Consider the following 12,158-nt stretch of genomic DNA (forward strand, 5'->3'; position numbering starts at 1 on the left):
CGGTTTCGGCGCATCTCATGTCCGCGAATGCACTCTGGCGACCGAGCCGGTGGACGCTGCGTACCAAGCTGGTCGCCTCGATGCTGCTGCTCTTCATCACCGTGACCGTCGCGGTCGGTGCGCTCACGGTGTGGCAGCTCAACCGCACGCTGCAAGGACAGGTGGACAACCAGCTCTATCAGTCCGCGGCTCGCGTGGACGGAGACTTCGGCGGAGGACCGCCACCCGTTGCGGGCGCGTCCTTCCGAGTGACCGTGCTGTCCTCGAATGGTCAGCTCGCGCCGTTCCTCGTCACTGAACGAGGTCTCGGCCTCACGGTTCAGTACGACAACTCCGTGTCCGGCTACCGATCCACCACGAAGCTGACCGGTGCGCAGGTCGCCAAGCTCGATCATGCAGGTCTCGGTGCTCATCCTCAGCCGGTCGATCTGGGCGGTGCCCTCGGTGCCTATCGAGTGATCGCGGTACAGAACACCGCGACAGTGGTACGCGACTCGACGCTGGTCGGAAACACTCCGGTCACCACCATCATCGGCCTTCCCGTCGGCCCCAACCAGACGACCGTCGCAAAGACGGCGATCGCAGTGGCTCTCCTCAGCGGTGCCGGCGTGGTCCTGGTGGGGGTGGCAGCGGCATACATCATCCGCCGCAATCTGGCGCCGCTACGCCGCGTGGCGGCGACGGCCACGCGCGTCTCGAAACTGCCGCTGTCGTCCGGGGAAGTCGTGATGCACGAGCGGGTCGAACCGCGCGACACCGACGAACGCACCGAAGTCGGCCAGGTCGGCGCCGCACTCAACGACATGCTCGACCACGTCGACAACGCCTTGTCCGCGCGCCAGGCCAGCGAGATGCAGGTGCGGCAGTTCGTCGCCGACGCCTCCCACGAGCTGCGCACTCCGCTCGCCTCCATCCGCGGGTATGCCGAGCTCTCCCGTCGCGAGACCCAGCCGGTACCACGAGACGTGAGGCATGCTCTCGGCCGCATCGAGTCCGAGTCCGACCGCATGACAGCACTGGTCGAGGACCTGCTGCTGCTCGCCCGGCTGGATGCGGGGCGCAAGCTGGACTTCCGGCCGGTCGAGCTGCCGATCATCGCGATCGAGACGGTCAGCGACGCGCGCGCCGCCGGACCGGAGCACCACTGGGCGCTCGACCTGCCCGAGGACGGTGTCGAGATCGAGGCCGACGAGGCGCGCATCCGGCAGATCCTGATCAATCTGCTCGGCAACGCGCGCAAGCACACCCCTGCCGGAACGCACGTCGTGCTGTCCGTGCAGCCGCAGGACGACACGGTGCTGCTGCAGGTGCGGGACGACGGTCCCGGCATACCCCCTGCGCTCGTGCCACACATCTTCGAGCGCTTCATGCGCGGCGACGTGGCACGCACCCGCACCGAGGGCTCGACCGGCCTCGGTCTGTCGATCGTCTCGGCCGTGGTCGCCGCGCATCACGGCACGGTCGAGGTGACGTCCCGTCCCGGCAAGACGGTCTTCTCGATCCGGCTGCCTCGCCGACAGAGTGCGCGCGGGCCCGCTTCGGCGCCGCAGCCGTCCGATCCGCGGGTGAGCGTATGACGCCGGTGGCGCCCACGGCCGCTGACTGACGTTCGAAACGGCGGGCGCGACTTCGGCGCGTCACCATTTTGGTATACCATTTGTGTCGTGGCTGATCTGAAACTCCGCAACGTCCGTCCCTGGGGAGGGGCGTCGGTCGACCTGCTCGTCACCGACGGCCGGATCAGCGAGATCGTCGCCGCCGGAGACGGCGGCCCCGCCGCGCTCGAGGTGGACGGTCGCGGCCTGCTCGCGCTGCCCGGTCTGATCAACGCCCACGCACACGTCGACAAGAGCTGGTGGGGCAAGCCCTGGGTGTCGTATGGCGGAAGCCCGACGACGGCCGGACGCATCGCGCACGAGCGGGCGGAGCGCGACCGGCTCGGCATACCGAGCACCGAGGGCGTGCTCGCCGTGCTGCGGGAATTCCTGCGCCACGGCACGACCGCCACACGCAGCCATGTCGACGTCGACCTCGGCGTCGGTCTCAGCGGCATCCAACACGTACGAGAGGCGGCCGAACAGCTCGGCGGGGCGATCGAGGTCGAGATTGTGGCCTTCCCCCAGGACGGCGTCGTGCGGCGTCCCGGCGTGTTGGAGCTGCTGGACCGGGCGGCCACCGCCGGCGCCACCTGCATCGGCGGGCTGGATCCGGCCGGCATCGACCGCGACCCGGTCGGGCAGCTCGACGGCCTCTTCGCGATCGCCGAGCGTCGCGACGTGGAGCTCGACATCCATCTGCACGACCGCGGCGACCTCGGTGCGTTCCAGTACGAACTGATCATCGACCGCACGGTGCGTGCCGGCCTGCAGGGCAAAGTCACTGTGTCCCATGGGTTTGCGCTCGGCCAGCTTCCCGCCACGCGGCAGGACGAACTGGTCGACGCCATGGGCGAGGCCGGCATCTCCTGGGCGACGGTCGCGCCACCCGGGACCGCGCCGCTGCCCTGGCAGCGCATGCTCGAGCGGGGCATGCGCATCGGTCTGGGGACCGACGGCATCCGCGACCTGTGGTCACCCTTCGGCGTCGGAGACCTGCTCGAGGTCGCCCTCGGATTCGCCCGCTTGCACGGCTTGCACACCGACCAGGAGCTGACGCTCGCCGTCGAACTGGCGAGCCGCACGGCCGCGCCGTTCGTGCACCACGCCGCCCATGACCTGGTAGTCGGCTCACGCGCCGATGTGGTGCTCGTCGACGCCGAGAACGTCCCCGACGCGCTGGTCCGTGGGCCGCGTCGAGCCCTCGTGATCGCCGGCGGCCGGGTCGTCGCCCGGGACGGCGAGGTGCTGATCTGACCGCCGAGGCTGCCGTTCTGCTGATCCCGTGACCGCTCGCCGTGTACGGCGCGTCATACCAAATGGAAGGAACCTCAATGGATTTCGCACAACACACGATCGACATCGCCCGCCGCAACGTGGCGGAGGGCGGCCGGCCGTTCGCGACGGTGATCGTCCAGGACGGCGAGGTGCTGGCCGAGAGTCCCAACCTGGTGGCTCAAACCCATGACCCGACCGCGCACGCCGAGATCCTCGCCATCCGCAAGGCGTGCACCACGCTCGGCACTGAGCAGCTGACCGACGCGACGATCTACGTGCTCGCGCACCCCTGCCCCATGTGCCTCGGATCGCTGTACTACTGCTCGCCCGCCGAGGTCGTCTTCCTCACCACCCGCGACGACTATGCGCCGTTCTACGTCGACGACCGCAAGTACTTCGAGCTGGGCACCTTCTACGAAGAGATCGCCAAGCCGTGGCAGGAGCGCCGCCTCCCGATGCGGTATGACGAGCGCCCCGACGCCGTCGAGGTCTACCGCGAGTGGCGGGCCCGTGCCGATGCCCAGAACGCCGGACCCACGGAGTAGCCGGTCACGGCTGGTCCGCTGCCGTCGGCTCGACGTCCGCTGCACCCGGAAGGCGGTTGTTCACGAGGTGCCGCGCGACCAGGCGGCTCACCCGTGGGATGTCCCGGTCGGCGACCGCGTCATACAACTCCTGGTGCTCGAGAGCGACGCCGAGGACGTCGTCGTGCTGCGACATCAGCCAGCGCATCCTGCTTCGCATCGTCTGCATCCACTCGACGAGCAGCAGGTTGCCGCTCAGCTCGGTGGCGACCTCGTGGAAGTCGGCCGCTGCCCGGCGCGCCGCGGTCGCGTCTCCCGCGCCTGCGGCGTCCAGCTCCGCGTCGACGACCGCACGCAACCGCGCGAGGCCATCGCCGGTATGCCGTCGGGCGACCAGCTCGAAGGTCAACGGCTCGACGGCAGAACGGAGTTCGATGAGATCGGTGATGTCGTCCGCGGTGAACTCCCGCACCACGGCCCAGGTGCGCGGCCGGAGTGTCACCAGCCCTTCGGTCTCGAGCACCTTCAGCGCGTCACGCACCGGCACCCTGCTCACCCCGAGTTCGTTGGCGATGTCGCGCTCGACCAGCTTGCTGCCCGGCGTCCGCACGCCGTCGAGGATCTCGTCCCGGATCCGGCGCACGACCCGCGCCGACTCCGGCTCGGTCGCCTTCGCTGCGCTCACCACCGCATCCTCGCACCGACGTGTTCGCCAACTCCGGCCGCATGACGGAAGGAACCCCCGGTCGCGGGGCTCCCGGGGGTTCCAATTTGCGGAGGCGGAGGGATTTGAACCCTCGATGGGGTTTTATCCCCAAACCCGCTTAGCAGGCGGGCGCCATAGACCAGACTAGGCGACGCCTCCAGTGCTCACCTCGCGGTAAGCGTGGCAAGGCTACCCAAGGGACGGCCCGAAGTTCAAAGCGGGTCCCCGGCGCCCGGCAACCGGACATCAAGGTTCGGCGTCTACGGTGACGGGGCCGATTTGTGATCCCACCGACGAGTCGTCACGATTGACTGTCCGTGAAGGTCACGATGCGATAACAGGCTTGAGCGAAGGATAAGCGTATGACGGGCAATGTCCGGGGTGCCAGCGGCGGCCGCCGCATGCCCGAGCGCGGCCGCAACGTGCCCGAGCACGACCCGGACGAGACCATCATCGCCAGCCGGCGCGAGCTGGTCCGGCGGCACGGCGAGGCGCGTTCCACGTCGCGCACCCGGCGTGACCGGCGCGTTGCGAGGGCCCGCGACGTCCGCCGAGCCCTCGGCCTGACCGCGTTGTCGGTGCTGCTGCCGGGTCTCGGCCTGCTCTGGACCAAGCGACGGACGATCGGGCTGGCGATGATCGGCCTGGCTCTGCTCGGCGCGATCAGCCTCGGCATCATCGTCTCCAGCGGCGGCCTCATCCATGGCGCCGCGCAGCTGCTGACACACAAGGGCCTCGTCCTGTTGCTCGTCTTCACCATCGGTGGCGGCCTGCTGTGGATCGCCGGCATCGTCCTCACCGCGCTCACCACGAGCAGCGGCCGCTGGCCGGGGCAGACGCGCTGGCTGCACCGGATCTTCGCCACCCTGATGTGCCTGATCGTCGCCGCGCCCGCCGCCTATGCCGCGCGCGACGTCGTCATCACCCGCAACGCGTTCAATCACATCTTCACCCAGCGCTACACGCCGAACGCCAACGTCGCGACCCCCGGTTCGGGCAGCAACCCCTGGGCGGATGTGCCCCGGGTCAACATCCTGCTCTTCGGCAGCGACGCCGGCGCCGACCGCATCCTGCAACGTCCGGACTCGCTGATCGTCGTCAGCGTCAACACCAAGACCGGTGACAGCGTGCTGGTGAGCGTCCCGCGCAACATGGGGCACGCGCCGTTCCCCAAGAGCGACCCGATGCACAAGCTCTACCCCGACGGCTTCACCCGGCTTCCGGGCCAGACCGACAATGCGGCCGGCCTGATGGAGGGTGTCTGGCTGGCGGGCAACGAGCACAAGGACCTGTTCCCGAAGGACGACCCCAACCCGGGGCTCACCGCGACCCGGGATGCCGTCAGTGGCATCACCGGACTGAAGATCGACTACACCGCGACCGTCGACCTGGCCGGTTTCCAGCAACTCGTCGACGCGATGGGCGGTGTGTGGGTCAACGTGAAGCCGGATCCCAATTCGCTCACCGACCCCAAACTGGGCATCCCGATCGGCGGCCGGATCATGAGCAACGGGCAGATCCAGCCGGGCTCGATCACCGGTTACATCAAGCCCGGTTACCAAAAGCTCGACGGTCGCAAGGCGCTGTGGTACTCCCGCAGCCGGGTCGCCAGCGGCGACGACCAGCGGATGCGCCGTCAGCGGTGCATGATCAACGACCTCATCTCCCAGGTGAACCCGTTCCAGATGGTCCAGAAGTTCCCGTCGATCATGCAGGTCGCTGCGCAGAACATCCGGATCGACATCAGCCAGGACGACTTGCCCGCGTTCGCGACGTTGGCCAACCGGATGAAGAACGGCAACATGCGCACGGTCGACATCTCCAACCCGCAGAGCAACAGCAACCCGGACTTCGCCAAGATTCACGCTCTGATCCAGCAGGCAATCAGCGAGAAGCACAACACGAAGGCGCCGACCCCGAAGAAGCGCACCACCCCGAGCGGTTCGTCCAGCAGCTCTTCGTCCTCGTCGAGCACGACCACCAGCGCGATCAGCGACACGGCGGACGCCTGCTGAGCCGCGCGCGGCGCTCCCGCCATACAGCCTGGTCGGCGCGATGGGGTTGGATGCTGTCATGAGTTCACGCACCGTGCTGGGAGTCACCGCGGGAGCCCTGGTCATCGCCGGTGGGGTCGGCGGCTACATGTACTGGCAGCAGGCCTCCGCGGTCGGCAAGCAGGACTCGGCCGCCAAGGCGGCCGCGACCGCGTTCGCCCGGGACTGGTCCGCGCGCACCCTCGCCGACGCGACGTATGTCGGCACGACACCGACGGCGGCCGCGGACAACTTCGCCACCGCGACCGCAGCCCTCGGCAAAGGGCCGATCACGGTCCAGGTCGGCGACTTCAACCGTGACGGCAGCACGGCGACCACGACCCTGCACGTGGCGTGGACACTGTCCGGCAAGCGGGTGTTCCGCTGGGACGACCCGATCTCGCTGGCCAAGGCCGCGAACGACAGCTGGGGGGTCCGGGTCGACGCCACCAAGTCGCTGTGGCACCCCAAGCTCCAGGCATCCGACGCGTTCGTGGTGCACCAGACCCCGGGGCTGCGCGGCGAGATCCGCGGAGCCGACGACAGCGGGATCATGGTCAACCAGAAGGTCTACGACATCTCCATCGACCCGACCAAGGCGACCGACACGTCGATCGGACAGCTGCAGAATGTTCTCAACATCCCCGGACTGGTGCGCCAGCTCGACAAGGCCAAGAAGGCTCACTCGCAGGCCTTGATCCCGGTGATCACCTACCGCCAGGACGACTACATCATCTACCAGAACAACCTCGAGAACCTCCAGGGCGTGATCGTCAACACCCGCCAGCAACCGCTCGCGGCAACCCGCACCTTCGGGCAGCCGCTGCTCGGCAGCGTCGGCCAGGTCACCGCCGAGATGATCAAGCAGCACCCGGGCACCTACCGGGCCGGCCAGTACGCCGGCCTGTCCGGCTTGCAGGCGCAGTATGACGCGACGCTGCGACCGACACCCGGCTTCAGCATCACACCGCGGTCCGACTCCTCGGACGTGCTGTTCGGCAGCAAGGCCACCAACGGCAAGGACCTGCGCACCACGCTGGACCCGGCCGTGCAGAACGCCGCCGAGAAGGCGCTGGAGACGATGAAGGACAAGCCGGCGGCCATCGTCGCGATCGACGTCAAGACCGGGAACGTCACGGCGGTCGCCAACTCACCGACCTACGGCATCGACCGGGCACTGACCGGCCGCTACGCCCCGGGCTCGCAGATGAAGATCGCCACGACCTACGCGTTGCTGACCCACGGCTTCAACCCCGACACGGTGGTGCCGTGCCCCAGGTCGATCTATGTCGACGGCTACGAGATCGGCAACTTCGAGGGTGAGACCGCGGGGCACCCGAACTTCAGCGAGGACTTCGCCAAGTCGTGCAACACGGCGTTCGTCAAGGCGAGCTCGGACTTCAGCGACACCGAGCTGCAGCAAGCGGCCAACACCCTTGGCCTGGGCGCGAACTGGGCCGATCAGGTCGGTGTGACCGGCACCTTCGCCGGCAACGTCCCGACAGCCAACGGTGCGACCGACAAAGCCGTCTCCGTCTTCGGGCAGGGCCGCGTGCAAGCGTCGCCGCTGTCGATCGCGGTCATGACGAGCTCGGTCGCGCGTGGTTCGTTCATCCCGCCGGCGCTGGTCACCGACCCTGCGCCGCAGAGCTCCCGGGCCGCGAAGCCGCTGGACCAGGGCGCGGTCACCGAGTTGCGGAAGCTGATGCGACTGACCGTCACGAGCGGCACCGCGAAGGCGGTGCAGCACGTTCCGGGCGGCCCGGTCTACGCCAAGACCGGCACCTCGGAGTTCGCCGAGAGCGGCAAGACCGGCGTCAACGGCTGGCTGACCGGGTGGCAGGGCGACACCGCGTTCTGTGTGCTCGTCGAGGACGTCGCCACCGGCAAGAGCGGCGGCGACACGGCGGCGCCACTCGCCGCGAAGTTCCTCACCACGCTGGCGAACAGCTGACGCGGCGGCCGGGCGGTCAGTAGCCGGTACGCGCGCGGCGGCGCCATACGCTCACCGGGGTGACAAAACGCCCCGGCAAGCGCTGCTGGGCCGCCGGGGCGTCGTGCTGGCGGGGCTCAGTGCCCGGCCATGGGTAGTGCTAAACCAAGGGGTCGATCAGACCGGAACGACATTGGCCGCCTGGGGGCCCTTGTCACCCTGGGTGATCTCGAACTCGACGCGCTGTGCTTCGTCGAGGCTGCGGTAACCCTGAGACTGGATCGCGGTGAAGTGGACGAAAACGTCCGGACCGCCGCCATCCTGGGCGATGAAACCAAAGCCCTTTTCAGCGTTGAACCACTTGACGGTTCCCTGTGCCATTGGGGGTAACTCTCAATCTATTGTTCTTCATTGCCGTGTGACCGCGCACCTTACGTGGCCACGCGACTGCCGAGGCTTCCCCCAATGGGTGAACCGTCCGCTCACAAACTCGGCGCCCAACGTTTTGGGTCGGGCGCCGCACCACGAGGAACTGCAACAGCAGTCGAGGCACGACGTTAGCACGGCAACCATGACCGTAAGGTGTCCAGGAGATGACGGATCTCAGCCGGTGAACGACGCGGCCCGACACGCCGCATCCCGCCGTCGCCTGACCCCTTGGTCGCTCGCTCCGCGGGCTCATGCCGAACGCTCGCCCGGTGTCCCACCGAGCGCGCGCGTGAGGTCGTTCGCCGCCGCTCGGCAGTCCTCGCACAACGCGGCCAGCCGGTCCGCGTCGATCCGAAAGCGAGGCGCCGCAAGCAGGATCGCCGCGATCAGCCGCCCGCGGTGGTCGTGCACCGCGGCCGCGATGCCGACCTCGTCCGGGGTGCTGTCGCCGTCGTTGACGGCGACACCGTCGTGGTCCGCATCTGCCAATCTCCGGTATGCCGACAGGCCGTGAGGTATGCCGGACAGGAACGCCTCCCGTTCCTTCTCGGGCAGCTCCGCAATACGCACCCNCGTCGTTGACGGCGACACCGTCGTGGTCCGCATCTGCCAATCTCCGGTATGCCGACAGGCCGTGAGGTATGCCGGACAGGAACGCCTCCCGTTCCTTCTCGGGCAGCTCCGCAATACGCACCCGCACGGAGGCGTCCTCGAGCCGGCTGTAACGCGTGCCCAGCTCGGCGACGTGTTTGATCGGGTTCGCGGACGGCACCTGCTCCACGATGACTGCCGCGCCCTCGTCCCAGAGCACGAGCGAGGTCGTCTCCCCCGTGCGGACGGTGAGCGCGCTGAGCACGGGGAGCGCGGCACGTCGTACATCGGGGTTTGCCAGCAGCGAGCCGGCGACGCTGAGCAGGCCGAGCCCCAGTCGGAACTTCTTGGACAGCGGATCCTGCTCGACCAGGTCCTCCGCCTCGAGGGTCGTCATCATCCGCGCGGTCGAGGACCCGGTCAACTCCCTACCAAGGAGTAGTTCCGCGTGGCACGTCCGAAATGGGGTTTGGGCTAGCCCTTCAACTCCGGGAAGTCGTCGTCGCGCCACTCGGGCACCGCGCGATCGGCCCGGTCGGCGAGGTCCTGCTCGCGGCCACGCAACTCGACGCGACGGATCTTGCCGGAGATCGTCTTGGGCAGCTCGTAGAACTCGACGCGCCGCACCCGTTGGTATGGCGCAAGGTGCTCGCGGGCGTACTGGAGAATCTCGAACGCGACCTGCTCCCCCGGCTGGTAGCCGGGGGCCAGCGCGACGTAGGCCTTCGGCACGGCGAGCCGGACGGGGTCGGGTGCAGGCACGATCGCGGCCTCGGCAACCGCCGGGTGCTCGATCAGCACCGACTCGAGTTCGAACGGGCTGATCTTATAGTCCGAAGCCTTGAAGACGTCGTCGGTTCGGCCGATGTAGGTGTAATAGCCGTCCGCGTCCCGGGAGGCGACGTCTCCGGTGTGGTAGACGCCGTGTGCCATGACCTCCTCGTTGCGCTCCGGATCCGCGACATAGCCGGTCATCAGACCGACCGGGTGCTGGCCGAGATCGAGGCAGATCTCCCCCTCGTCCGCGTCGGCCGGCAGCAGCTCGCCGGTCAGGGGGTCGGCGAGCCCCGACGGCACACCGGGCAGCGGACGACCCATCGAGCCGGGTTTCACCGCACAGCCGGGCGTGTTCGCGATCTGCACGCTCGTCTCCGTCTGCCCGTAGCCGTCCCGGATGGTGAGCCCCCAGGACTTCTCGATCTGCCGAATCACCTCTGGGTTCAACGGTTCTCCGGCCCCGACGACTTCACGGAGCGCGGTCGGCTTGGTGCCGAGATCGGCGTTGATGAGCATGCGCCATACGGTCGGGGGCGCGCAGAAACTGGTCACGCCCTCGGTGCGCAACTGCTGCAGCATCGCCGGCGCGTCGAAGCGCGTGTAGTTGTAGAGGAAGATCGTCGCCTCCCCGATCCACGGCGCGAAGAAGTTGGACCAGGCATGCTTGGCCCAGCCGGGCGACGACACGTTGAGGTGAACATCCCCGGGGCGCAAGCCGATCCAGTACATGGTCGAGAGGTGACCGACCGGGTAGGAGACCTGCGTGTGCTCGACGAGCTTCGGCCGGGAGGTCGTGCCGGAGGTGAAGTAGAGCAACAACCGGTCCTGTGGACTCGTCCCCGGGTGCGGGATCGGCTGCCACGCGGTGTCGAAGGCACCGCCGAAGTCCTGCCATCCGTCGGTCGGTCCGACGCTGATCCGCAGGTAGTCGCCGGGCACTTCGTCGAACTTCCCGGTGTCGGCCGGATTGCACACGACGGCCTTGGCGGCCGTACGTTCGATGCGGTCGATCAGGTCGCTCGGGCCCGCGGCGGTCGTGGTCGGCACCACCACTGCCCCGAGCTTCATGACGCCGAGCATCGTCTCCCACAGCTCGACCTGGTTGTTGAGCATGATGATCACCGAGTCGCCCTTGCCCACACCGAGCCCGCGCAGCCAGTCCGCCACCTGGTCGGAGCGGCGGGACATCTCCTGGAAGGTGCGGCTGGTCCGCGAGCCGTCCTGCTCCACGATGACGAGCGCCGGGCGGTCGTTGCCGGCCGCGACGGCGTCGAACCAGTCGACCGCCCAACAGAACCGCTCACCCAGGTCCGGCCAGCGGAATCCCTCGACCGCCCGGTCGTAGTCGTCGTGGTGCTGCAGCAGGAAGTCCCGCGCCGCCCGGTATGCCGTGGTTGCCGTCGCGTCCATGCTCGTCATCATGGCACCGGGAGACCTGCGCGGCAGCGAGACGGCGAATGAAAGAATCGACCTGATGCCTGCTCGTCGCGTCGTCTCGCTGGTGCCCTCGATCACCGAGGCCCTGGCCGCAACGCGCCCGGACTCGCTGGTCGGCGCGACCGACTGGTGCACGCACCCGGCCGACCTGGCCGTGACGCGGGTGCGCGGCACCAAGAACCCCAACCTGGCGGTCATCCGGTCCCTGGAGCCCGACGTGGTCGTCGCCATCAAGGAGGAGAATCGCGAGCTCGACGTGCGGCGGCTGCGTGACTCCGGGGTGAACGTGTGGGTCAGCGAGATCGAAACCGTGCCAGCGGCATTCGAGGCGTATGACGAACTCTTCGACCAGGTCCTGCAGTGGGACCGACCGGCCTGGCTGGCCGACGCCCGTGCGCTCTGGTCGGGCGGGATTCCGCCGGTCCGGGCGCGCGTCGCGGTGCCGATCTGGCGCGACCCGTGGATGGTGGTCGGGTCACGGACCTTCACCGGAGATCTGTTGCGCCGTCTGGGTCTCGAGAATGTGTATGCCAATGCCGACGGCCGCTACCCGAAGACCGCAGCGGCCGAGATCGACGCGAGCGGGGCGGACGTCATACTCCTGCCCGACGAGCCGTACGTCTTCACCGCCGACGACGGCCCCGAAGCGTTCACGACACCGACCCGGCTCGTCAGCGGCCGACTGATCACCTGGTACGGCCCGTCGATGATCGAGGCGCACCGCGCACTGTCCTAGTGGTCCGTCTCGTCATTGATTAACTACTTCGTTGAGCTTGTGGCGGGCTCGGGTGACCTTGGCCAGGATCGATTCGGCGGTTGCGGTCCATACGAACGGTGTCGGGTCGTCGTTGTTGG

At 68.3% G+C, this 12,158-nt stretch carries 10 protein-coding genes, 1 tRNA gene and 1 pseudogene; 6 read left to right on the forward strand and 6 right to left on the reverse strand.

Annotated features, from left to right (window positions below; genetic code table 11):
* The first annotated feature begins 17 nt into the window (after positions 1 to 17).
* The 3 genes from ACN8HC_RS09125 to ACN8HC_RS09135 all read left to right on the forward strand — a co-directional run bounded on the left by ACN8HC_RS09125 (position 18) and on the right by ACN8HC_RS09135 (position 3,418).
* The gene (locus tag ACN8HC_RS09125; protein ID WP_490074515.1) at positions 18 to 1,577 is read left to right on the forward strand and encodes a sensor histidine kinase; all 1,560 of its coding nucleotides are present in this window, start codon (positions 18 to 20) and stop codon (positions 1,575 to 1,577) included.
* 87 nt (positions 1,578 to 1,664) lie between these two features.
* Positions 1,665 to 2,852: an amidohydrolase gene (locus ACN8HC_RS09130; RefSeq protein ID WP_490074516.1), complete on the forward strand. Its 1,188-nt coding sequence runs from the start codon at positions 1,665 to 1,667 to the stop codon at positions 2,850 to 2,852.
* A gap of 77 nt (positions 2,853 to 2,929) precedes the next feature.
* Entirely contained in the window at positions 2,930 to 3,418 is a 489-nt protein-coding gene (locus ACN8HC_RS09135) for a nucleoside deaminase (RefSeq protein ID WP_490074517.1), read from the forward strand.
* Positions 3,419 to 3,422: 4 nt separating this feature from the next.
* Here the strand turns inward: ACN8HC_RS09135 and ACN8HC_RS09140 are convergent, their stop codons facing one another.
* Both ACN8HC_RS09140 and ACN8HC_RS09145 read right to left on the reverse strand, forming a co-directional pair.
* The gene (locus tag ACN8HC_RS09140; RefSeq protein ID WP_490074518.1) at positions 3,423 to 4,082 is read right to left on the reverse strand and encodes a GntR family transcriptional regulator; all 660 of its coding nucleotides are present in this window, start codon (positions 4,080 to 4,082) and stop codon (positions 3,423 to 3,425) included.
* A gap of 89 nt (positions 4,083 to 4,171) precedes the next feature.
* Positions 4,172 to 4,262: transfer RNA gene (locus ACN8HC_RS09145), tRNA-Ser, on the reverse strand.
* A gap of 203 nt (positions 4,263 to 4,465) precedes the next feature.
* Here ACN8HC_RS09145 and ACN8HC_RS09150 point away from each other — a divergent pair.
* Both ACN8HC_RS09150 and ACN8HC_RS09155 read left to right on the forward strand, forming a co-directional pair.
* Positions 4,466 to 6,118, forward strand: coding sequence for an LCP family protein (locus ACN8HC_RS09150; RefSeq protein WP_490074519.1), 1,653 nt, complete (start codon positions 4,466 to 4,468; stop codon positions 6,116 to 6,118).
* Between the two features lie 58 nt (positions 6,119 to 6,176).
* Positions 6,177 to 8,090: a penicillin-binding transpeptidase domain-containing protein gene (locus ACN8HC_RS09155; protein WP_490074520.1), complete on the forward strand. Its 1,914-nt coding sequence runs from the start codon at positions 6,177 to 6,179 to the stop codon at positions 8,088 to 8,090.
* Between the two features lie 156 nt (positions 8,091 to 8,246).
* Here ACN8HC_RS09155 and ACN8HC_RS09160 read toward each other — a convergent pair whose 3' ends face one another.
* From ACN8HC_RS09160 to ACN8HC_RS09175, 4 genes and pseudogenes are all read right to left on the reverse strand, one after another.
* Positions 8,247 to 8,450: a cold-shock protein gene (locus tag ACN8HC_RS09160; RefSeq protein WP_123272091.1), complete on the reverse strand. Its 204-nt coding sequence runs from the start codon at positions 8,448 to 8,450 to the stop codon at positions 8,247 to 8,249.
* 297 nt (positions 8,451 to 8,747) lie between these two features.
* Entirely contained in the window at positions 8,748 to 9,068 is a 321-nt protein-coding gene (locus ACN8HC_RS09165) for an IclR family transcriptional regulator domain-containing protein (RefSeq protein WP_490074521.1), read from the reverse strand.
* An 88-nt stretch (positions 9,069 to 9,156) separates the two neighbouring features.
* Positions 9,157 to 9,489, reverse strand: a pseudogene (locus ACN8HC_RS09170) (IclR family transcriptional regulator domain-containing protein); the annotation flags it as partial.
* Positions 9,490 to 9,563: 74 nt separating this feature from the next.
* Entirely contained in the window at positions 9,564 to 11,285 is a 1,722-nt protein-coding gene (locus ACN8HC_RS09175) for an AMP-binding protein (RefSeq protein ID WP_490074522.1), read from the reverse strand.
* Between the two features lies 1 nt (position 11,286).
* Between ACN8HC_RS09175 and ACN8HC_RS09180 the strand changes: the two genes are divergently transcribed.
* Positions 11,287 to 12,039 carry a helical backbone metal receptor gene (locus ACN8HC_RS09180; RefSeq protein WP_490074523.1) on the forward strand — a complete coding sequence of 251 codons (753 nt, stop codon included), beginning with the start codon at positions 11,287 to 11,289 and terminating at the stop codon, positions 12,037 to 12,039.
* Positions 12,040 to 12,158 lie beyond the last annotated feature (119 nt).

This window comes from Flexivirga sp. YIM B11880 (assembly GCF_058148645.1).